This window comes from Streptomyces misionensis (genome assembly GCF_900104815.1).
Taxonomy (GTDB): Bacteria; Actinomycetota; Actinomycetes; order Streptomycetales; family Streptomycetaceae; genus Streptomyces; species Streptomyces misionensis.
Genome location: NZ_FNTD01000004.1, coordinates 4,136,980 through 4,158,156, shown reverse-complemented (window position 1 = coordinate 4,158,156; position 21,177 = coordinate 4,136,980). Strand labels below are relative to the sequence as shown.

Sequence of the window (21,177 nt, the reverse complement as noted above, 5' to 3'; positions counted from 1 at the left end):
CGCTGCCGTTTCCGCTAGCCCTTCGCGCGCTGGGTGAGATCGTAGAAGGTGGCCGAGCCCACGGTCACCTTCTTGAAGGTGCTCTGGACCCAGGAGCTGATCTGCGAGCCGGTGCCGCTGCCGCCGCCCCCGGCGCCCTCCGCGCCCCGGCCCATGCCGCCGCCCATGGCGCCGCCGGCGATGAAGTAGTGGATCCTGCCGTCGGCCACGTACTTCTCGAACCGGGCGAGCGTCGGCGACGGGTCGGTGCCGTTGAAGCCGCCGATCGCCATGACCGGGTCGCCGGTGGCGAGTTGGTAGCTCGCCGCGTTCTGTGAACCGATGGACGCGGCGACCCAGGTGTAGCGGGAGGCGTCCTTCTCCAGCAGCGCCTTGGCCGCCGAGCCGACGTCCGTGCCGTTCAGCAGCCCGCCGAAGCCGCCGGGGCCCCCGCCCTCGCCGGTGCGCGCGCCGCCCGGGAAACCGCCGGCGAGGTCGCCGCCGGGACCGGGGAACCCGTTCCCGCTCCCTCCGCCCGGCATCCCCTGACCGCCGGGCATCCCTTGACCTCCGGGCATTCCCGGACCGCCCGGCATGCCTTGTCCCCCCGGCCTGCCCCCGCTGCCGAAGCCGCCCTTCGCGCCGCCGGGCCGGCCGCCGCCGAAGCCCATCGTGCTCGCGCCCGCCGGACCCGCCGTGGGGATCGAGCCCTCGTGCCCGGAGGCCACCGTGCTCAGGGTGTAGGCGGTGGGACCCGCCAGCGCGGCGACGACGGCCAGGGCCGCCGCGCCGAGGGCGGCCCGCCGCACGAGACGCCCCGCGAAGACCAGGCCGAGGGCCGCCAGCAGACCGCCCACCAGAACCGGCCACTTCAGCCAGGGCAGGTAGTCCGGAGTGCGGTTGAGCAGCACGTACCCCCAGGTCGCGGCCGCCACCGCGGACGCGGCGAGCGCGAGTGCCGCCCACGTCTCGCGGCGCCGCTCCCACAGCAGCCCGGCGCCCGTGCCGACGACGGCCGCCGCGTAGGGGGCGAGGGCCACGGTGTAGTACTGGTGGAAGATGCCCGCCATGTAGCTGAACACCGCCATGGTCGTCAGCAGGGACCCGCCCCAGACCAGCAGCGCGGAGCGGGTGACCGACGTGCGCCCCCGCCCGCGGGCCGCCACCAGACCCGCGGCCAGCAGGATCAGCGCGGCGGGCAGCAGCCAGGAGACCTGGCCGCCGACCTCGGAGCCGAACATCCGGTCCCAGCCGGTCGTCCCCCACATCCCGCCGCCACCGCCGCCGGGAGCGCCACCGCCGCCGACGCTGCCGGTCTCCTCGCCGTTGAGCCGGCCGAACCCGTTGTAGCCGAAGGTCAGTTCCAGGAAGCTGTTGTGCTGCGAGCCGCCGATGTACGGGCGGGAGGAGGCAGGCCACAGCTCGACGACGGCGACCCACCAGCCCCCGGACACCACCAACGCGACGGCCGCGGCGGCCAGTTGCCCGAGGCGCTTCTTCAGCGGCACCGGTGCGCACACCGCGTACACCAGCGCGAGCGGCGGCAGGATCAGGAACGCCTGGAGCGTCTTGGCGAGGAACGCGAGGCCGATCGCGGCCCCGGCCCACACCAGCCATCGCGTCCGGCCGTCCTCCAGCGCCCGTACGACGAGGTAGCAGGCCACCGACATCAGCAGGGCCAGCATGGCGTCCGGGTTGTCGAACCGGAACATCAGCGCCGCGACCGGGGTCAGCGCGAGCACGGCGCCCGCGATCAGACCGGCCGCGGGACCGGACCGGCGGCGCACCGCGGCGTACACCACGGCCACGGTCGCCACGCCCATCAGCACCTCGGGCGTGAGGATCGCCCAGGAGTTCAGGCCGAAGAGCCGCACCGACAGTTCCATCGGCCACAGCGAGGCCGGGGGCTTGTCGACGGTGATGGCGTTGCCCGCGTCCAGCGAGCCGAAGAACAGTGCCTTCCAGGACTTGCTGCCCGCCTGGACGGCCGCCGAGTAGAAGGAGTTGGCGTAGCCGGAGGCGCTCAGGTCGTACAGGTAGAGCAGGAGGGTGGCGGCGAGCAGCCCGAGGAGGGCGGGGCGTGCCCAGCGGGGGTCCTCCGGACGGCCGCGCCAGAGCCGGTGCGGCAGGGACGGCCGGGGCGCGGCGGCCGGCGGCGGCCCCGGCACGGCCGTGCCGGCCGGCCCCGGTGACGCGTCGAGCGGGCGGTCGTGGGAGGTGCTCATCGGGGCCCTTCGCAGGAGTGGGTGCCGGTTCCGGCGTCGTACGGCCGCCGCTGGTCGGGGAAGACCCAGGCGCGGAAGAGCAGGAACCGCAGGACGGTCGCGGCGAGGTTGGCGGTGACGAGGACCGCCAGTTCGGTGGAGTGCGCGGGGTGGCCGTCGGCCGCGTCGAGGGCGGCCAGGGAACCGCTGGTCAGGGCGAGTCCGATGGCGAAGACCAGCAGGCCCCGGGCCTGGTGGCGGACCGCGCCGCCCCGGCCGCGCACCCCGAAGGTGAGCCGGCGGTTGGCGGCCGTGTTGCCGACGGCCGACACCAGCAGCGCGAACGCGTTCGCGGCCTGCGGCCCGCAGAACTGCCGGAAACCGCTGTAGAGCAGCAGGTAGAAGAGGGTCGACAGGACGCCGACCACGCAGAAGCCGGCCAGCTGGCGGGCCAGCCCCCCGGGTACGCCGGTCAGCTCACGGTCGCGCGGATCGTCGCCGAAGGGCCGGGCGAGCCGGTCCAGCGGCAGCGAACCGGTGGCGAGCGCCCGGCCGATCCGCCACACGCCCTTGAGGTCGTCGGCCGCGGTGCGCACGATGTGCACGGTGGAGTCCGGGTCGTCCACCCAGTCGACCGGCACCTCGTGGATCCTGAGCCCGGCCCGCTCGGCCAGGACCAGCATCTCGGTGTCGAAGAACCAGCCGCTGTCCTCCACCAGCGGCAGCAGCACCCGCGCGACGTCGCCCCTGATGGCCTTGAACCCGCACTGCGCGTCCGAGAAGCGGGCGTGGAGCGAGCTGCGCAGGATCAGGTTGTACGCCCGGCTGATCAGCTCGCGCTTGGGCCCGCGCACGACCCGGGAGGAACGGGCCAGCCGGGAGCCGATCGCGAGGTCGGAGTGGCCGGAGATCAGCGGCGCGACCAGCGGCAGCAGGGCGTTGAGGTCCGTGGACAGATCGACGTCCATGTAGGCGAGGACCGGCGCCTCGGACGCGGACCACACGGTGCGCAGCGCGCGGCCGCGGCCCTTCTGCTCCAGCCGTACGACGCCCACCCCGGGCAGCTCGGCCGCGAGCCGTGCCGCGACCAGCGGGGTGGTGTCCGTGGAGGCGTTGTCCGCGATGGTGATGCGGAAGGCGTAGGGGAAGGTGCGCGTCAGGTGCCCGTGCAGCCGGCGGACGCACGGCTGGAGGTCCTGCTCCTCGTTGTGGACGGGGACCACCACGTCCAGGACGGCCGGGCCGGCGGCCGAGGCCGGCAGGTGCTCCCGGGCCGGCAGGGCGCCGGGGGGCGCGTCGGGAGAAGAGTCGGTTCGCATGGAACCGACTCTCGTCAGGCGCCCTGTCGCACCGATGTGGTGGCGCTGTGGTCGGGCTGTGAGTGTGAACCGCCTTGCCGCGGCGGGCTGTTGGGGTCGGCGGCGCGGGCCGGTCCGGGGACGGACGTGGTGCCGAGCGCGGGCAGGCGCACGGTGAACACGGTCCTGCCGGGCACGCTCTCGACGCTCACCGCGCCGTCGTGCGCCGCCGCGACGGCCTGCACGATGGCGAGCCCGAGCCCGGTCGAGCCGGTGGCCCGGGACCGCGCCGAGTCCCCGCGGGCGAACCGCTCGAAGACGTGCGGCAGCAGCGCGTCCGGGATGCCCGGCCCGTCGTCCTCGACGTCCACGCACACCCACGACCCCTGCCGGCGCACCCGCGCGGTGACGGTCGTACCGGGCGGGGTGTGGCGCTGGGCGTTGGCCAGCAGGTTGACCAGGACCTGCTGGAGCCGGGCGGGGTCCGCGCGCACCGGTGCGGGTTCGTCGGGCAGGGCGAGCCGCCAGTCGTGGTCCCGGCCGGCCGCGCGGGCGTCGCTGACGGTGTCCACGACGAGCGGGACCAGATCGGTGCGCCCGAACTCCAGCGGCCGGCCGGCGTCCAGGCGGGCGAGCAGCAGCAGGTCCTCCACCAGCAGGGTCATCCGCCCGGCCTCGGACTCGATCCGCCCGAGGGCGTGCCGGGTGTCGGGTCCGACCTGTTCGTGGCCGCGCCGGGTCAGTTCGGCGTAGCCGCGGATGGAGGCGAGGGGGGTGCGCAGTTCATGGCTGGCGTCGGCGACGAACCGCCGTACCCGCGTCTCGCTCAGCTGGCGGGCCTGTAGGGCGCCGTGGACGTGGTCGAGCATCCGGTTCAGCGCGGCGCCGACCTGTCCGACCTCGGTGTGCGGATCGCACTCGGCGTCCGGGACGCGCTCGCTGAGGTTCACCTCGCCGGTGTGCAGCGTCAGTTCGGAGACCCGGGTGGCGGTGGCGGCGACCCTGCGCAGCGGGCGGGTGGCCACGCCGACGATGACGGTTCCGGCGAGACAGGCGGCGAGCAGCCCGGCGGCGGTGACGCAGACCTCGACGACGATCAGGGTGTTGACGATGCCGTCGGTGTCCTCGGTCGGGATACCCACGTAGAAGGAGCCGTTGGGGCCGGTGACGTACTGGGCGCGGTAGCTGCCGAGGCCGGGCAGGCCGAGGGTGTGCGCGTGGCCGTCCGCGGGCACGGTGCCGAGGGCGGCGAGCTGGTCCGCGTCGAGGTCCTGGGCGCTGGTGTACGGCGCCGACTTCGCCTTGCGGCCCACCTTGCCCTCGGTGGCGGTGCCGTCTTCCACCACGGCCACGACCGTGTACTGCGGCTGCGGGCCCAGGGCGACGAACTGGCCCAGCTCGATGCCAGGCGGTGCGTGGGCGCCGTCCGGCATGCCGGGCCCCTTGCCCTGCCCCGGCGGGGCGAAGGCGCCGGAGGCCCGCTTGCCGACCTCGTCCAGCCGGCCGTCGAGCTGGGCGTACAGGTGCGAGCGCAGGGCCAGGGTGGTCACGGTCCCGATCACCGCGCAGACCACGGCGATCAGCAGGACGGAGACGACGACGAGGCGGGTGCGCAGGGTGCGGGGCGCGCGGGGCGGGCGCGAGGTGGACCGTCGTACCCGGCTCGACCGTGGTTTCGGCCGGGGCCGGGGAGGTCCGCTCATCACACGGCGGGCTTGATCAGGTATCCGGCGCCGCGCCGGGTGTGGATCATGGGCTCGCGTCCGGCGTCGATCTTCCGGCGCAGGTACGAGATGTACAGCTCGACCACGTTGGCCTGGCCGCCGAAGTCGTACGACCAGACGCGGTCCAGGATCTGCGCCTTGCTGAGCACGCGGCGCGGGTTGCGCATCAGGAAGCGCAGCAGCTCGAACTCGGTGGCGGTCAGGTGGATGGAGGTGCCGCCCCGGGTCACCTCGTGGCTGTCCTCGTCCAGCGTGAGGTCGCCCACGACGAGCACGGACTCGGACCGCCGGTCGGCCGCCCCGGACCTGCGGATCAGCCCGCGCAGCCGGGCGACGACCTCCTCCAGGCTGAACGGCTTGGTCACGTAGTCGTCACCGCCGGCGGTGAGCCCGGCGATCCGGTCCTCCACGGCGTCCTTGGCGGTCAGGAACAGCACTGGTACGTCGGGCAGTTCACGGCGCAGCCGGCCGAGGACGGCCAGCCCGTCCATGTCCGGCAGCATCATGTCGAGGACGACGGCGTCGGGCCGGAACTCGCGGGCCGTCTGCAGGGCGCCCTGTCCGTCGCCCGCGCTTCTGATCTGCCAGCCCTCGTAGCGCAGGGCCATGCTCAGCAGTTCGGTGATCGACGTCTCGTCGTCCACCACCAGCACGCGGACCGGGCTACCGTCCGGCTTCAGCAGTTCGGTGCGCCCCTGGGGCGAGGTCGTGGTCATGGCGGCCACCCTGTCGGGGTCCTCTGAGAAGAGCGTTTCACGAGTCTTGGTTTTTCCTGAGAAACGCACAGCCACCGCTCAGCCAACCCCTGGGAAGTCCCTCAGAAGAGCCCGTCCTGCTCCTGGACGAACTCCCGTACGGGAACGTCCCGTACGGCACCGCCGGGCGCGGCCGGCACGAGCCCCCACCCCCTGACCAGCCGGGTGTCGAGCACGACGACCCGTCCCGGCCGGACCTCCAGATGGAGGTCGGGCCCGGCGGCAGCGACCAGCTCACCGCTGACGGTCGCGCCCGGCAGGAGCCGCTCGACCTCCCCGCGGGCGCCCGGCCCCCGGTCGAGCCCGAAGACCCGTACGTGGTCGACGACCGCGCAGGGCTCGGGCCGCAGCGACTGTGGCCACTGCGCCAGCGCGACGGCCCTCTCGTGCAGTTCCCGCACCTCGGCGGCCCGGTCTTCCGCCGCCTCCGGCAGCACCGCCCGCACCGCGCGCTTGTCGGCGTACGGGATCCGGTCCGGCACCCGCAGCGCGGCGCGCAGCAGTTCCTCGGTGCGCCGGGCGGCCATCAGCGGGCCGGTCCCGAGCCAGCCGAAACAGACGGCCCCCTGCTCCAGCAGCCGCGCCGGCCCCCGCTCCACGGCGGTGATCCCGACCTTGACCATGCCGGGCCCGAACCAGGCGAGGTAGACGCGGTACGGGCGGGGGTCGTCGGCGATCGTGTCGGCGGCCACGGAGTGCGCCCGGTCCAGACGCGCGCACTCCTCACAGCGGGCGCCGGTGGCGCGCGGGGACACGGGTGCCCGCACCGGGCAGGCATGGCCCCGCGCCCCGACGCAGGTCCGCAGGCCCCCTTCCGGCACGCCGAAGGCGACGCGCTTCCCCCAGGTCAGGCGGCTGCTCCGCCCGCCTTCCCAGCCGAGCACGGGCCCTTCTTCGGACCAGCGGAGCCCGGAACACCGCCACATGGTTGCCATCACTCGTGAGGGTAGGGGGTGGGTCTGACAGCGGTCCCGGGAGACGGGCCTCCGGCGCGGGAGTGCCGAACCGGGGCCGGAAATTCCGAGCGCCGCCGGCCGGGCGCGGGATAGCCTCCCCTGTCATTTCTCCGAGGGTGGGAGGCGGCAGCGTTGTCAGCCCGTTCCGGCGCCTGTCCAGCCGGGCTCGTCAGACTTCTTCTCGCCCTGTCCGCCTCGGAGTTCGGCGACAAGCTGGTCCAGGTGGCGTACGCGCTCATCGCGGTGCGGACGGGGTCGACGACGTTCCTCGCCGCCGTGCTGGCCGCCCAGACGGTTCCGGTCCTGGTGCTGACCCCGCTGGTCAGCTCCCGGGGCTGGCTCCGTTCCCGGACCGCGTGGCGGGCCGGGCTGATCGGGCAGGTGGCGGCGTTCGCCGTCGCGGCCGCGACGGCCGGCGACCGGACGGTCGTCCTGGCCGGTGTCCTCGTCGCCGCGTCCTGCGAGGCCCTGACCATGCCGTTCTCACGCTCGCTCCTGCATGCGCTGAGCGACGGGCGGCAGGCCGAACTGGCCAAGTGGTGGGCGGTGTCGAAGGCGGGCGCCGGTGCTTTGGGCATGGTTCTGGCCGGCGTCGTGGTGGGCTTCTCCGGGCCGGGCCCGGCCTTCGCGCTGGACGCCCTGACCTTCCTGCTCGTCCTGGCCGTGGCGTGGTCCCCGAGAATCCCGGAGGACGGCGCGCCGGCCCACCGCAGCGCCACCGCGGGCTTCCGCCGGCTGCTGTCCCCCGGCGCGTTCGGCGCCCTCGGCCTGGTCTGCGTGAGCACCATGCTGCTCACCACCAGCCTGGAGGGCGTGTCGGGCCCCTTCATGCTGGCCCGGACGCCCGGGTACGACGCGAACGGGCTCGGCGTGGTGCTGGCCTGCTGGGCCGTGGCTTCCATGGTCACGGCGGCGGCGACGCCGAGGCGCCTCACGGGCGTCCGCCTCCTCCTCCCCCTCGCCAACGTCCTGGTGGCCCTGGCGCTCGGTCTCCCGAGCCTCGGCCTGCCCTTCTGGACCGCCGCCGCCACCTTCGCCCTGGGCGGCATCGGCAACGGCGTCTTCAACCTCCTCCTCACCCGCGTCATCTGGTCGGGCATACCGGCCGAGGCCCAGCCGCACGCCTGGGCCGCCTTCAACTGGATCCTGAACGCGTCCCTCTTCCTCAGCTTCACGACGGGCTTCTTCGTCCCCGCCCGCCACGCCCCGGCACTGCTGGCGGGCGTCTCGGCCGTCTGCCTTCTCGCGGGGTGCCTCCACCTCTCGCTCCTGGCGCGCGCCCCCGGATCGGCACGGGTGACCGCCTGAGCACGCCCGGCGGTACCGCTGCGGCTAACGGTCGTCCCGGCAGCCGGCGGCCGAGGGCGTGTCACGGCACAGCCGGTCCTGGTGGGACTGCGCCGTGGCGCCGCCGAACACGACGACCGCGGTCAGCACGACCACGACCGCCTGGGTGACCACGGTGACGAGGGCCCCCGCCCGCGCGGCGATCGCGGTCGCCACGACGGCGAGCACGCCGACCCCGCCGACGGCCGCAAGGTAGGGCCACAGCGGGGCGGCGGTGGCGGTCTCGGCCGGGTCGAGGTCGAACCCGGTCAGGAACCAGAGCCAGAAGATCCCCGCCAGGGCGATCAGCTCCAGGAGCAGCAGCGCGCAGCCGACCCCGATGTCGGCACCGAGGTCGGCACGGCGGTGTGCCCCCGGACCGGTGGTCGCGTCGAAGGCCGGCGGGGCGACGGGCAGATCCATGCCGCCAGTTTCCCCGAACGGGCGAACGGGCGCCATGAGGAGCGGTACTCAGCCGCGCCACGAGGACCGAGCAGGAATTCTGGGGCTGTACGGGGGAAAACGCGGGCGCCGCAGCGTGCCTGGTAATCGTTCGGCGCCCGCGGTTCGTCATCCTGACCACTAAAGCCCGAGATTCGGCACCAGAGACGAGGAAAGGTCGGCCGAGTGAAGCTCGCCAAGCGTTTTGCCACGATCAGCGCCGCTGCCACCGCGGCAATTCTCTTCAGCGCCGCCGGCGCCCAGGCCCAAAGCGACGGGGGTCTCCTCTCGGTTCTGGACAGCATTCCGCTCCTGCGAATGCCCTACACGATGGGGTCGACCGGCCAGGGCGACACCCCCACCGGAACCCAGACCACCAACAACAACAATAACAACAACAACGCAGGCGGCCCGAACAACAACAATAACAACAACGGGGGTGGCACGAACAACAACAATAACAACAACAACGGCGACAGCCAGACCCAGGGAAACGTGACGGGGCTCCTCCCGCTCCTGGGCAAGTCCCTCTTCAACTTCCAGGTCTGCTACCCGAAGGGGCAGGTCGGATCGGGCAACACCTTCACCGGAAACCAGAACATCAACTGCCACCAGAGCTGAGACGCCGATCCCGATAGGGAGCTGAAGCCTCTTCAGCAGCGTCGACACGGAACAGCCCGGCGACCGAGTGGACTTCCATCGGCCGCCGGGCTGTGAAGTTCAGCCGTTGTTGTTGTTATTGTTGTTGTTGCCGCCCCCACCATTGTTGTTGTTATTGTTGTTGTTCCCGCCCCCACCGTTGTTGTTGTTGTTATTGTTGTTGTTTCCGCCTCCGCCGTTGTTGTTGTTATTGTTGTTGTTGTTCCCGCCCCGGCCGTTGTTGTTGTTGTTATTGTTGTTGTTCCCGCCTCCGCCGTTGTTGTTGTTGTTATTGTTGTTGTTGCCACCCCGCCCGCCGTTATTGTTGTTGTTATTGTTGTTGTTCCCACCTCGACCGTTGTTGTTATTGTTGTTGTTGTTGTTCCCACCCCGACCGTTGTTGTTATTGTTGTTGTTGTTGTTCCCGCCCCGACCGTTGTTGTTGTTGTTGTTATTGTTGTTGTTGTGGTGGTGCCTGCCCCGGCCGTTGTTGTTGTTATTGTTGTTGTTGTTTCCGCCGCCGTTGTCATTCGGCGTCGTCACGTGAGCGACTGTCGGCGTCGGAGCCGCGAACGCGGTGGAGGGGACCAGGGCGCCCCCTGCTGCCAGAGCGGCCGATGCGGTCAGCACCGCCGTACGCTTTGCAACCTTCTTGAGCATCACGATCTCTTTTCGATGAGTCCGGATAGTCGCACCGATTCGCCCGCAACCAGCCGCCGAAATCTCGGGAATTGGCAACCGGAACACCAAGGCGTGCGCTTTCCGCCAGCATGCATCCGCCGCGGTCGGGGACACATCGGGCGGGCACCCCAAGTTCCGCCCCGGCACACCCCACGTGCCAGTCCGGATTCCCCGCATCACCCCACCTGTCGAGCCGTCTTGATCCGCTTGGATCTTTTGCGCGGCTCCGGTCGCGGAGAGAAAATGAGTGGTGATGGACCTGCTAGAGCGAGAGGCCGTGCTACAGGACCTCACCGGTCACCTCCGGGCGGCCGCGGTCGGCCCTGGACGACTGGCACTCGTACGCGGCGAGGCCGGCATCGGCAAGACCAGCGTCGTCAACCGCCTGGCCCAGCTCGCCGATCCCCGGATCCGGATACTGGTCGGCGCCTGTGACCCGCTGTCCGCCCCCCGCCCCTTCGGCCCTCTGACCGACCTGGCCCCGCGTCTGGGCCGGCCGGTGCGGACGGCCCTGAGCGGGGCGCTGGTCGGCACCTGTCGTCCCGACGAGGTGTTCGACGCGCTGCTCGCCGACCTGACCTCCTACCCCAGCCTGCTGGTCGTGGAGGACGTCCACTGGGCGGACGAGACCACCATGGACCTGCTGCGCTATCTGGCCAGACGTCTGCCCGGCGTTCCGGCGCTGGTGGTGGCCACCTACCGCGACGACGAGATAGGCCGCACCCACACCGTGACCGCGCTCCTGGGCACCCTGGCCGGGTACCCGTGGGTGTACCGCCACGACTTGGCCCCGTTGAGCCGTCGGGCCGTGGCCCGGCTGGCCCGCGGACACACCGTCGACGCCGAGCGGCTGCACCAGGACTCCGCCGGCAACCCGTTCATCGTCACCGCGATGCTGAACTCCCCTGAGGAGCCCATCCCCGCAACGGTGCGCGAGGCCGTCGCCGGCCGCCTGGCCGGGCTGTCCGCCGCGGCGCGCGGAGTCGTCGACGTGCTGGCGGTCCTGGGGCGCCGGGTCCCGCTGGCGCTGCTGGCCGACCTGCTGCCCGCCTCGGAGGCGGCGCTCGATGACGCCGTGGCCGGCGGGATCGTACGGACCGACGGACAGGTGGCCGAGTTCCGTCATGAGCTGACCCGGCAGGCGGTGCTGGAGTCCGTCCCCGCCGCCTGCCGTCTGCGGGTGCACCGGCAGGTACTGGCGGCGATGCGGTCCGGTCCGGTCGCCGCGGACGATCTGGCGCTGCTGGCCGATCACGCCGAGGGCGCCGGGGACCCGGCCGCCGTGTTGGAGTACGCGCCCGACGCGGCCGCGCATGCCGCCGCATCGGGCGCGCACCGGGAGGCGGCCGCCCAGTACGCCCGCGCCCTGCGGTACGCCGACCCCCTGCCGCTCGACCGAAGGGCCTCCCTCCTGGAGGGCCATTCGCACGCGTGTGGGCTCTCCGGCAGGCTGGACGAGGGAATCGCCTCTCGCCGTACGGCGTTGGAGCTGCGCCGCGCCCTGGGCGACCGGCTGCGCGAGGGCGAGGACCTGCGCCGGCTGTCCTGCTGGCTGTGGCCGCTCGGGCTGACCGCGGAGGCCGGACGGACCGGCCTGGAGGCGGTACGGGTGCTCGAAGGACTGGGGCCCGGCCGGGAACTGGCCCGGGCGTACCTGAACCTCTGTCAGCTCGCCTGCTACCGGCACGAGGAAACGCGGGTGACCACCGCGTACGCCGAGAAGGCGATCGCTCTGGGCGAGCGCTTCGGCGACGCGGGAGTGGTCGTCCAGGCCCGCTTCCATGCCGCGGCGGCGGACATGCTGAGCAACGGCTCCGGCTGGGAGGAATGCGAACTTGCCATGTCCAGCGCGATGGCGCAGGACCTGCCGGAGGACGCGGGCTTCCTGGCGCTCGCCATGTGCTGGTTCGCCGCGCTCCGGCGCGATGCCGCCCGGACCACCGCGGCCGTGAACCGGGCGGAGGCCTACTGCCTCGATCACGACCTGCTGTCCTACCTGCTGTGCACGAGGGCCTGGGGCAGCTGGGGACTGCTGGCCCGGGGCTTGTGGGCCCAGGCCGCCGACACCGCGCAGGGAGTCCTCTGCCACCCCGGCCCGCCACCCGTCGCCCGGGCCCTGGCCTTGACCGTCCTGGGCCTGGTGCGGGCCCGCCAGGGCAAGGCCCGGGCATGGCCCCTGCTGGAGCAGGCGGCGGGCTCGGTCGACCCGGGCTGCCTGCTGGACACGGGCCTGGGGTGGGAGGCCCGAGTCGAGGCGGCCTGGCTGGGCGGCGACCTCGACCGGGTGCGCACGGAGGCGCAACGCGGTCTGGACGCCCTGGCCGAGCGGGACCACCCCTGGCTGTCCGGGCCCCTGGCCTGCTGGGTCCGCCGTGCCGGAGGAACACCCCGGCCGGTTCCCGCAGCGGGACCCTACGCGCTGGAACTGGCCGGCGACTGGGCCGGTGCGGCGGAGCAATGGGACGGGCTCGGCTGCGCGTACCAGGCCGCGCTGGTCCGGCTGTCCGGTGACGCCCCGGCGCTGCACCAGGCTCTGGCCGCCTTCGAGGCGCTCGGCGCCCGGCCGGTCGTGGCGCGTACCCGCGCCGTGATGCGTGCCCGCGGCGTCCGCCCGATCCGGCGCGGCCCGCGGGCGGCCACCCTGGCCAATCCGTACGGGCTGACCGTCCGGGAGATGGACGTGCTCAAGCTGCTGCACGAAGGCATGTCGGACGCCGAGATCGCCGCCCGCCTCTACATCACGCGCAAGACCGCCGGGCACCACGTGGGCGCGGTACTCGCGAAACTCGGCGTCCACTCCCGGCAGGAAGCCGCCCGCAAACTCCACGATCCGAAACGCTGACGGGTATCCGCGAAAGGGGTGGACCGATGCGGAAAGCAGCCTTACTGAGCGTCAACCTCCTGGCCGCCGCCCTGTGTTGCACGGCATTCTCCCCGGCACAGGAACCGCGGCCCGGACCCACGGAGTCGGCGGTCCGGTGTTACGCGACACACCGCAGTCCCGACGCGACCGTGTGTTACCGGCATTCATGGAAGGCCGAGTACCGGCACGGCGACGTGGTCTACGTCCCGATCCTCATCCAGGTCCCCACACCCGCCCACCCGACCCCGGTGACGATCGTCGGCAGCCTGGACGACATCCGTCCGTCGGAGACCTGAGCGCGAAAGCGAACCAACGCCAGAGGCCCCGGATCTCTCCGGGGCCTCTGTTCTGTGTGCACTCGGCAGGATTCGAACCTGCAACCTTCTGATCCGTAGTCAGATGCTCTATCCGTTAAGCTACGAGTGCTTGTTCTTTTGTTCTTGTCTCCGTTTCGGTTCCTTTCGGCCCGTCCCGGCGACAGGAAGAACATTACATGACTGCCGCCGTCATGTGAAATCCGATTGGCTCACCCCCTCTGACCTGCGGAAACGCCCAGGATGGGGGAGGTGGGGGGAGTGAACGGCGGGAACGACGAAGCCCCGGTCCACAGGGACCGGGGCTTCGGTTGGGGCGGAGGCGGAGGGATTTGAACCCTCGATGGGCTTTAAGGCCCAAACCGCATTAGCAGTGCGGCGCCATAGACCGGACTAGGCGACGCCTCCAGCACAACCGCTCACGCGAGCGCGCGAGTGGTGCGTGCAGATGATGACACAGCCGAGGGCCCCGTCACCAATCGACCCCCACGGTACTAGGCAGGCGGGCCGCAGGGCAAAGGGCTTCTCGTGCCGGGGTGGCGCGCAACGTCTGCGGCGGTCGGGCGTTGAGGGAGGCATGGGTTCTGTTCTCTCGGGAGTGCCGGGCGGGGGGTGGCGGAGGATCCGGGCGGGGCTCGCCGCCGCCGTCGCCGTCCCCGTCACCGCGTCCGTGTCCGTGGCCGCCTCCGTGGCCTTGTCCGTCTCCGCGTCCCTGTCCGCCGTGGCGCTGGCCGCCGTGCCCGCCGCGGCGGCCGGCACCGTGCCGGGCGGTGATCACCTCACCGTCGTCGTCCGGCACGCCGGGGCCGGGCGGGACGGGACGTACGAACTGTTCTGTCATCCCGGCGGCGGGCATCACCCGGACGTGGAGGGTGCCTGTCGCGGGCTTGACGCGCAGACCCAGTGGGGGCGGGACGTGTTCGCGCCGGTGCCCCCCGGGAGCGTGTGCAGCATGATCTCCGGCGGGCCCGCCACCGCGCGGGTCACCGGGCGGTGGGCCGGGCGGCCCGTCGACGCCTCCTTCGGGCGCGGGAACGGGTGCGAGATCGCCCGCTGGGACCGGCTGGTGCCGCTGCTGCCGAAGGTCACCTGAGCCTGGGCCAAAGGTCCGGTCGTCACCGCATCGGCGTCACTTCCTCGTGGGACCTCCCTCTCATCCGGCGCCCCCGGCACAACACGTGCGCATAGACTCCCTCGCGTGACACGCCGCGGGCCGGTTGGCAAGATGGCCCGAGCGGTCGGCAAGGTGCGGTAACAGGGAGGAAGCGTCTCGTGAGCAGCAGGCCATCCCGAGGCGCTGCTCGCCTCGCAGCCATACTCGACGCTCTGCCGGACGCGTTGGTCCTGGTCAACGCCAACGGAACCGTCGTCAACGCCAACACCATCGCGTTGGAGGCCTTCGAAACGCCGGGGACCGCGCTCGTGGGGCGCGGTCTGCTCGATCTGCTGCCCCAGTTCGACTCCCGGCTGATCCCCGGCTCCATGCGGCGGCCCGGTCAGCGGGACCCGCGGGGCCGGACCAAGCCCGCCCGGATGGTCGCCCGGCGCACCGACGGGACCGAGTTCCCCGTCGAGGTCACCAGCGCGAACCTGGAGAACGGGCAGCAGGCGTACGACGGTTACGGCTACACGGGCGACGAGCTGCTGATGATCGTCGTCCGGGACCTGTCCGGGACCGTCGACACCGAGGCGGAGCTGGCCCGCTCGCAGCGGCAGACCGAGATGATCCTGCGCGCCGCCTCCGAGGGCGTCGTCGGCACGGACACCGACGGGCGGATCGTGCTCGTCAACCCGGCCGCCGCGCAGATCCTCGGCTACCGGGCGGGCGAGCTGGGCGGCAAGGAGCTGCACAACCTCGTCCTGCACTCGCGGGCCGACGGCTCCCCCTTCCCGTACGCCGAGTCGCCGCTCGCCGACACCCTGCGCTCCGGGCGCAAGCACCGGGTGCGCGGGCAGGTGCTGTGGTCCAAGGGCGACAAGAAGGTGCCGGTCGACCTGACCACCGCGCCGGTGCGTGACGGGGACCAGCTCGTCGGCGCCGTGATGACCTTCGCCGACCGGCGGCCCTTCGACGCCCTGGTGGAGGAGAAGGAGGCGCTGGAGCAGGCGCACGCCGAGGAGCTGGAGAAGCTCTCCGAGGAGCACGCCTCCGACCTCACCGCCCTGCGCCAGCAGCACGCCACCGAGGTGGAGGAGCTGCGCGAGAAGTACGACGCCGAGCTGGCCGGGCTGCGCGAGAAGCACGCGGAGGAGCTGGCGGCGGGCGAGGAGCGTTACGCCGCGCTCGGCGAGCGGGAGAAGGACCGGTACGAGGCGCTGGCGGGCCGGCACGAGCAGCTGCTCACCCTGCTCGGGCGGTCGCTGCGCGGGCCCCTGGACGAGCTGCGGCGGGAACTGGCCGCCCTCGCCTCCGACGACGCCGGGCAACTGTGGCCCGAGGCCAACCAGGTGCTGCACCACCTGTCCGCCGGGTACTCGCGGATCACCACCCTCATCGACAACGTCCTCGGCTACCAGCGGATCGACGCGGGCAGCGAGGACATCACCCGTACGAAGGTGATGCTGGACGCCGTCGTCGCCGCCGGTGTCGACGGCGCGGTGGAACTGATCGGCCCCGGCCGGGTGCAGTTCGCCGTGCACGCCCCGCCCATCGAGGCCGAGGTCGACCCGCAGCGGCTCGCCACCGCGCTGGCGCATCTGGTCGCGGACGTCGCGGGCGTCGACGCGACCGGCAACGCGCCCGTCTCCACGGGCGGTTACCTGGACAACACCGTGGTCGTCGCCGCCGCCCAGCGCGGTGCGGTGGCCCGGATCGAGGTGCGCGGACCGTACGCCGGCGGCGACCCGGTGCACGAGCCGATCGTGCGCGGGATCGTGCGCGCCCACGGCGGTGTGCTCCAGACGCACGAGGTGCCGGGCATGAGCGGCAGCGCGTACGTCCTGGAGGTGCCGCTCGGGGCGGGCGCCGGGGCCGTCGCCGCGCCGGCGCCCGAGCCCGCCGGGCCCGCGGAGGAGCACGAGGACGGTGCCGCCGGTGGCAGGCGCCGGGCCCGGCGCGGGTCCACCGACTCCTTCCTGGACGGCGGCGACCTGCCGGACGCGGGCGGTGACGGGACCGGGGCGCCCGCGCCGACCGGGCGGCGGCGCAGGCGCGCGGGCGCGCCCGCCGACGAGACCGGCCCGGTTCCGGTCGAGGACCCCCAGGCGACCTCCGGCGGGACCGGGCGGCGCCGTGGACGGCCCGCCGAACTGCCCGTCCGCGCCGGTGGCGACGGGGTGAGCGAGGGCGCCGTGGTGACCGCGGCCGAGCATGCCGCGGGGACCGCCGCCTCCGGTACCGGGCTCGGCGGCGCCGTACCGCCGCAGGGCGTGCCCGCGCCCGCCGGACGACGCGCCCGCCACGGCTCGGAGGCGGCCGCGCAGGCCGCCCTGCCCGCCGCGCTGCCGGCCGGGGACGGCGAGGACACCGACGAGGAGGGACGGCCCACCGGACGGCGCCGGCGCGCGCTGGCCGCGGCGGCCGAGCGTGCCGCCGCGCAGGAGTCGGCCGCCCGTACCGTCTTCGCGCTGCCGCCCGCCACGGCCGACCGCGCCCCGGAGGCGGCGGCCCCGGCCGCACCGGCCCCGGGCCTGCCCGGCCAGGTGCGGGTGCCCGCGCAGCCGCCGCTGACCATGCCCGCCGAGGAGGGACGGCACGACGCCGTGCCGCTGAGCCAGGCCGCCGACCACACCCCGCCGCAGCCGCATCCCACCAGCGCCCCCACCGGGCGGCGCCGCCGGTCCGTCGCACCGCCCGCGCAGCCGCAGGTGGAGGACACCGAGGGGCGGGGCGTCCCGCTCCAGGCCGGACCGGCGGTCGCCGCGCCGGCACCGGCGGAGGCGGTCGCGGCACAGCCCGGGACCGCGGGCGCCGCGCCGGCCGCGCCGGCCGCCCCGGCCGCCCCGGGTACGGTCACCCCTCCCGCCGCTCCCGCCGCCCCCGGTACGGCCGCCGCGCCCGGTGTTCCCGGGCCGCAGGCCGCGGCGGGCGCGCCCCACGCCGCCGTGCCGCCGGTCCCGGGTCAGCCGGGTGCCGCGCGGCCCGTGCCCCCCGGGCAGCCCGCCCCGGCCCAGCAGCCCCCTGCGGCCGCCACGCCGGCCCACGGCACCCCGGCCGCCCCCGGCGCCCAGCCGCTGCCCCTGCCCGCCGAGGCCGGCGCCCCCCAGGGGCCCGCCCCCGCCCAGGGCCCGGTGACCGCCGCCCCCGCACCGGCCGCCGCCCCGGGGTGGCCCGGTGCCGACGACACCTCCGGCGCGGGCGTCGCCGTACCGCGGCCCGCGCCCACCGCCCCGCCCGCGCCCGGCGCCCCCGCACCGCGGTCCGGGCCCGCCGCGACCCCGGCGGCCGGTACTCCGGTGCCCCCGGCGGCGCCCGCCGCCCCCGCGCCGCAGCCGACCCCCGCGGCCGGCACGCCGCTGCCCGCGGAGCACCGTGCCGCGCAGCCGCTGCCCGCCGAGAACGCGGGTGCCACGGCGACCGGGAGCGTCCCGGCGTACGACCCCGACTCCACCCAGGGCCGCGCCTTCAGCGTGCGGACCCTCGGTCAGGGCGTGCCGTTCACGCGGCAGGGGACGCCGACGCCGCCCCCGCACACGCCGAACGGCTCCGGCCGCCGGCGCAAGCTGGGCACGCCCCCCGACCCGGCCGCCCGGCAGGAGCAGACGGCCGAGCCGGCGCCCGCGCAGTCCCCGGGCCTGCCCGGGCAGTCACGGCTCGCGCCGGGCACCGAGGGGGCCGGACGGTCGTACGCGATCGGCGCGCCGGACGCGAACGCGGCCGAGGGGCCCGAGCCGCTGGACGGTCCCGGCGGGGCCGTCGAGGTGGCGGACACCCCGCGCCCGCAGCCGATGGACGACGAACTGCCGCCGGAGCCGCTGGACAACCCGCGCCGGCTGCTGGTGTGGCCCGCGCCGGACGTGACCACCCAGCAGGCGCTGAGCGACCGCGGCTACCGGCCGGTGATCGTGCACTCGCGCGAGGAGGTCGACGCGCAGATCGCGGCCTTCCCGGCGGCGCTGTTCGTGGACCCGCTGACCGGTCCGATCACCCGTACCGCCCTCCAGTCGCTGCGCCAGGCCGCCGTGGCCGCCGAGGTGCCGGTGCTGGTCACGGCCGGGCTCGGGCAGGCGACGCGGGAGGCGGCGTACGGCGCCGATCCCGCCGTGCTGCTGAAGGCGCTGGCGCCGCGGGACAGCGAGCAGCATCCGCCGCGGGTGCTGCTGATCGAGGAGCACGAGGAGATCGCGCTGGCGCTGACCGCGACGCTGGAGCGGCGCGCGATGCAGGTGGCGCGGGCCGCGAACGACACCGACGCGGTGGCGCTGGCGGGCCGGTTCCGGCCGAACCTCGTGGTGATGGACCTGATGCAGGTGCACCGGCGGCGGGCCGGGATCGTGGACTGGCTGCGCGCGAACGGGCAGCTCAACCGCACCCCGCTGGTCGTCTACACGGCCGCCGTCGACCAGGCCGAGCTGCCGCGGCTGACCTCGGGCGAGACGGTGCTGTTCCTCGCGGAGCGGTCCACCAGCACCGAGGTGCAGTCCCGGATCGTGGACCTGCTGTCCCGGATCGGCACCAACTAGCGCTCCGGCGGCGAGGGGGCCGGGCCTGCCGCCCGGCCCCTTCGTCTCACAGCCGGGTGACGTCCAGGTCCCCGTCCGCGTACTGCTTGCGCAGCGCCTTCTTGTCGAACTTCCCGACGCTCGTCTTCGGCACCGACTCCACGGTCGTCCAGCGCTCGGGGAGCTGCCAGCGGGCGATGTGGGCCTCCTCGGCGAGGAAGGCGCGCAGGGTCTCGAAGCCGGGGTCCGCGCCGTCCTTGAGGACGACGGCGGCCAGCGGGCGCTCGCCCCACCTGTCGTCGGGCACGGCCACCACGGCGGCCTCCGCGACCTCCGGGTGGGACATCAGCGCGTTCTCCAGCTCGACCGAGGAGATCCACTCGCCGCCGGACTTGATGACGTCCTTGGCGCGGTCGGTGAGGGTGAGGAAGCCGTCCGGGGAGATGACGCCGACGTCCCCGGTCTTCAGCCAGCCGTCCGCGCTGAACTTGTCGGCGGGGCACAGGGGTTCGGCGCCGGGACCGTTGTAGTAGGCGCGCGCGATCCAGGGGCCGCGCACCTCCAGCTCGCCGGCCGACTTGCCGTCCCAGGGCAGGCGTTCGCCGCCGGGGCCGGTGAGGCGGGCCTGGACGCCCGCCGGGAACCGGCCCTGGGTGACGCGGTAGCCGAACTCCTCGTCGGTGCCGACGGCGTGGGCCGGCGGACGGGCCATGGTGCCCACCGGGGAGGTCTCCGTCATGCCCCAGGCGTGCACGACGCGCATGCCCAGTTCGTCGAAGGCCCGCATCAGCGCGGGCGGGCAGGCCGAGCCGCCGATGACGACCTGGGTGAGGGAGGCCACGTCACGCGGCCGGGTGTGCAGTTCCTTGAGCAGGCCCTGCCAGATGGTGGGCACGGCCGCCGCATGGGTCGGCCGCTCCCGTTCGATCATCTCGGCGAGCGGCGCGGGCTGCAGGAAGCGGTCCGGCATCAGCATGTTGACGCCGGTCATGAAGGTGGCGTGCGGCACCCCCCAGGCGTTGACGTGGAACTGGGGGACGACCACGAGCGAGGTGTCCCGGTCGGTCAGGCCCATCGACTGGGCCATGTTGACCTGCATGGAGTGCAGATAGATCGAACGGTGGCTGTAGACCACGCCCTTGGGGTCGCCGGTGGTGCCGGAGGTGTAGCACATGGTGGCGGCCTGGCGTTCGTCCAGCTCGGGCCAGTCGTAGTCCGCCGGGCGGCCCGCGAGCAGGTCCTCGTACTCGTGCACCCGGGCGGTGGCGCCGGCCAGCGGGGCGCGGTCGCCGGGGCCGGAGACCACGAGGTGCTCGACCGTCTTCAGCCGGGGCAGCAGCGGGGCGATCACCGGGATCAGGGAGCCGCTTAGGATGATCACGCGGTCGGCTGCGTGGTTGACGATCCACACCAGTTGCTCGGCCGGCAGCCGCAGGTTGAGGGTGTGCAGCACCGCGCCCATGGAGGGCACCGCGAAGTAGGCCTCGACGTGGTCGGCGTTGTTCCACATCAGCGTGGCGACCCGGTCGTCGTCGCGCACCCCGAGGGTGTCGCGCAGGGCGTGGGCCAGCCGGGCCGAGCGGGCGCCGATCTCGGCGAAGGAACGCCGCTGCGGCTCGGGCTCACCGGTCCAGGTGATCACCTGCGACGAACCGTGGACCGTCGACCCGTGGGTCAGGATCCTGGAGATCAGCAGCGGTACGTCCTGCATGGTGCTCAGCACGGAGTCCTCCCGGCGACGATGCCTACGCGGTGGTAGGGGGGTGCGCTGATTCTGCGCACATACCGCTTGGTATGTCACTAGGGGGCGGGAAAATGCGGCCCGGGGCACCCCGTGGCCGCGACGGTCATCTCGCGGGGTCCAGTTCCGGGTCCTCCCGGAGCTTGCCGAGCGCCCGGGAGACCGCCGACTTCACCGTGCCGACCGAGACCCCGAGCACCTCGGCGGTCTGCACCTCGCTGAGGTCCTCGTAGTACCTGAGGACGACCATGGCCCGCTGCCGCGCCGGCAGCTTCATGATCGCCCGCCACATCGCGTCGTGCAGCGCCTGCCGCTCGGCCGGGTCGTCGCCGGGCACCGGCTCCGGCTCGGGCAGTTCGTCGCAGCAGAACTCGTCCACCCGGCGCTTGCGCCACTGCGAGGTCCGTGTGTTCAGCAGCGCGCGGCGCACATAGCCGTCCAGCGCCCGCTGGTTCTCGATCCGCTCCCAGGCCGCGTAGGTCTTGGCGAGCGCGGTCTGCAGCAGGTCCTCGGCATCGCTGGGATTCGCGGTCAGCGAGCGCGCGGCGCGCAGCAGAACGGGCCGGCGGGCACGCACGTACGACGAGAACGTCGGGTACGCCGGGGCCGCCGCCGAGGCGCTGGTGCAGACGGGTGTGGTCATGGCTCCACGCTA

Annotated in this window: 15 protein-coding genes and 2 tRNA genes; 6 read left to right on the top strand and 11 right to left on the bottom strand. The window is 73.6% G+C overall.

Features of this window, described 5'->3' with window-relative positions:
- Window positions 1-14: 14 nt before the first annotated feature.
- From BLW85_RS20460 to BLW85_RS20440, 5 genes are all read right to left on the bottom strand, one after another.
- Window positions 15-2,204 (bottom strand): ArnT family glycosyltransferase, encoded by a 2,190-nt coding sequence (locus tag BLW85_RS20460; protein ID WP_079172376.1) that lies wholly within the window; start codon window positions 2,202-2,204, stop codon window positions 15-17.
- Complete coding sequence (locus BLW85_RS20455) at window positions 2,201-3,502, bottom strand: bifunctional glycosyltransferase family 2/GtrA family protein (RefSeq protein WP_079172375.1); 1,302 nt, start codon at window positions 3,500-3,502, stop codon at window positions 2,201-2,203. Before BLW85_RS20455 ends, BLW85_RS20460 begins: the two co-directional genes overlap by 4 nt.
- Window positions 3,503-3,516: 14 nt before the next feature.
- Complete coding sequence (locus tag BLW85_RS20450) at window positions 3,517-5,184, bottom strand: sensor histidine kinase (RefSeq protein ID WP_079172374.1); 1,668 nt, start codon at window positions 5,182-5,184, stop codon at window positions 3,517-3,519.
- The gene (locus BLW85_RS20445; RefSeq protein ID WP_071828737.1) at window positions 5,184-5,921 is read right to left on the bottom strand and encodes a response regulator transcription factor; all 738 of its coding nucleotides are present in this window, start codon (window positions 5,919-5,921) and stop codon (window positions 5,184-5,186) included. Before BLW85_RS20445 ends, BLW85_RS20450 begins: the two co-directional genes overlap by 1 nt.
- Window positions 5,922-6,022: 101 nt before the next feature.
- A complete protein-coding gene (locus BLW85_RS20440; protein ID WP_070028770.1) occupies window positions 6,023-6,895 on the bottom strand; it encodes a DUF2797 domain-containing protein in 873 nt (290 codons plus the stop codon).
- Window positions 6,896-7,048: 153 nt separating this feature from the next.
- On the opposite strand from BLW85_RS20440, the gene BLW85_RS20435 reads away from it, so the two are divergent.
- Window positions 7,049-8,224, top strand: a complete 1,176-nt coding sequence (locus tag BLW85_RS20435; RefSeq protein WP_074992800.1) for an MFS transporter — start codon at window positions 7,049-7,051, stop codon at window positions 8,222-8,224.
- 24 nt (window positions 8,225-8,248) lie between these two features.
- On the opposite strand, the gene BLW85_RS20430 is transcribed toward BLW85_RS20435, so the two are convergent.
- Window positions 8,249-8,665, bottom strand: a complete 417-nt coding sequence (locus BLW85_RS20430) for a DUF6234 family protein (RefSeq protein WP_070028772.1) — start codon at window positions 8,663-8,665, stop codon at window positions 8,249-8,251.
- Window positions 8,666-9,001: 336 nt separating this feature from the next.
- On the opposite strand from BLW85_RS20430, the gene BLW85_RS20425 reads away from it, so the two are divergent.
- The gene (locus BLW85_RS20425) at window positions 9,002-9,304 is read left to right on the top strand and encodes a hypothetical protein (protein WP_070028773.1); all 303 of its coding nucleotides are present in this window, start codon (window positions 9,002-9,004) and stop codon (window positions 9,302-9,304) included.
- A 99-nt stretch (window positions 9,305-9,403) separates the two neighbouring features.
- Here the strand turns inward: BLW85_RS20425 and BLW85_RS39805 are convergent, their stop codons facing one another.
- The gene (locus tag BLW85_RS39805) at window positions 9,404-9,865 is read right to left on the bottom strand and encodes a hypothetical protein (RefSeq protein ID WP_208624873.1); all 462 of its coding nucleotides are present in this window, start codon (window positions 9,863-9,865) and stop codon (window positions 9,404-9,406) included.
- A 391-nt stretch (window positions 9,866-10,256) separates the two neighbouring features.
- Here BLW85_RS39805 and BLW85_RS40605 point away from each other — a divergent pair, with 391 nt between their 5' ends.
- Both BLW85_RS40605 and BLW85_RS39455 read left to right on the top strand, forming a co-directional pair.
- Entirely contained in the window at window positions 10,257-12,845 is a 2,589-nt protein-coding gene (locus BLW85_RS40605) for an ATP-binding protein (protein ID WP_074992799.1), read from the top strand.
- Window positions 12,846-13,015: 170 nt separating this feature from the next.
- The gene (locus BLW85_RS39455) at window positions 13,016-13,162 is read left to right on the top strand and encodes a hypothetical protein (protein ID WP_167381422.1); all 147 of its coding nucleotides are present in this window, start codon (window positions 13,016-13,018) and stop codon (window positions 13,160-13,162) included.
- 57 nt (window positions 13,163-13,219) lie between these two features.
- On the opposite strand, the gene BLW85_RS20410 is transcribed toward BLW85_RS39455, so the two are convergent.
- Together BLW85_RS20410 and BLW85_RS20405 are read right to left on the bottom strand one after the other, a co-directional pair.
- Window positions 13,220-13,292: transfer RNA gene (locus BLW85_RS20410), tRNA-Arg, on the bottom strand.
- A gap of 205 nt (window positions 13,293-13,497) precedes the next feature.
- Window positions 13,498-13,588 (bottom strand) — tRNA-Ser (locus tag BLW85_RS20405).
- A 169-nt stretch (window positions 13,589-13,757) separates the two neighbouring features.
- On the opposite strand from BLW85_RS20405, the gene BLW85_RS20400 reads away from it, so the two are divergent.
- Window positions 13,758-14,273 carry an SSI family serine proteinase inhibitor gene (locus BLW85_RS20400; protein WP_079172373.1) on the top strand — a complete coding sequence of 172 codons (516 nt, stop codon included), beginning with the start codon at window positions 13,758-13,760 and terminating at the stop codon, window positions 14,271-14,273.
- Between the two features lie 179 nt (window positions 14,274-14,452).
- Window positions 14,453-18,802 carry a hybrid sensor histidine kinase/response regulator gene (locus BLW85_RS20395; protein ID WP_079172372.1) on the top strand — a complete coding sequence of 1,450 codons (4,350 nt, stop codon included), beginning with the start codon at window positions 14,453-14,455 and terminating at the stop codon, window positions 18,800-18,802.
- A 46-nt stretch (window positions 18,803-18,848) separates the two neighbouring features.
- Here BLW85_RS20395 and BLW85_RS20390 read toward each other — a convergent pair whose 3' ends face one another.
- Together BLW85_RS20390 and BLW85_RS20385 are read right to left on the bottom strand one after the other, a co-directional pair.
- Window positions 18,849-20,504: a long-chain fatty acid--CoA ligase gene (locus tag BLW85_RS20390; protein ID WP_074992798.1), complete on the bottom strand. Its 1,656-nt coding sequence runs from the start codon at window positions 20,502-20,504 to the stop codon at window positions 18,849-18,851.
- Between the two features lie 124 nt (window positions 20,505-20,628).
- Complete coding sequence (locus BLW85_RS20385) at window positions 20,629-21,165, bottom strand: SigE family RNA polymerase sigma factor (RefSeq protein WP_070028776.1); 537 nt, start codon at window positions 21,163-21,165, stop codon at window positions 20,629-20,631.
- Between the last annotated feature and the right edge of the window lie 12 nt (window positions 21,166-21,177).

Bases quoted from the DNA above. Each gene is read 5' to 3' on its own strand.
- BLW85_RS20450 (WP_079172374.1), bottom strand. From the start codon at position 5,184: ATGAGCGGACCTCCCCGGCCCCGGCCGAAACCACGGTCGAGCCGGGTA.
- BLW85_RS20455 (WP_079172375.1), bottom strand. From the start codon at position 3,502: ATGCGAACCGACTCTTCTCCCGACGCGCCCCCCGGCGCCCTGCCGGCC.
- BLW85_RS20460 (WP_079172376.1), bottom strand. From the start codon at position 2,204: ATGAGCACCTCCCACGACCGCCCGCTCGACGCGTCACCGGGGCCGGCC.
- BLW85_RS20430 (WP_070028772.1), bottom strand. From the start codon at position 8,665: ATGGATCTGCCCGTCGCCCCGCCGGCCTTCGACGCGACCACCGGTCCG.
- BLW85_RS20445 (WP_071828737.1), bottom strand. From the start codon at position 5,921: ATGACCACGACCTCGCCCCAGGGGCGCACCGAACTGCTGAAGCCGGAC.
- BLW85_RS20400 (WP_079172373.1), top strand. From the start codon at position 13,758: ATGGGTTCTGTTCTCTCGGGAGTGCCGGGCGGGGGGTGGCGGAGGATC.
- BLW85_RS20385 (WP_070028776.1), bottom strand. From the start codon at position 21,165: ATGACCACACCCGTCTGCACCAGCGCCTCGGCGGCGGCCCCGGCGTAC.
- BLW85_RS20440 (WP_070028770.1), bottom strand. From the start codon at position 6,895: ATGGCAACCATGTGGCGGTGTTCCGGGCTCCGCTGGTCCGAAGAAGGG.
- BLW85_RS20425 (WP_070028773.1), top strand. From the start codon at position 9,002: ATGCCCTACACGATGGGGTCGACCGGCCAGGGCGACACCCCCACCGGA.
- BLW85_RS40605 (WP_074992799.1), top strand. From the start codon at position 10,257: ATGGACCTGCTAGAGCGAGAGGCCGTGCTACAGGACCTCACCGGTCAC.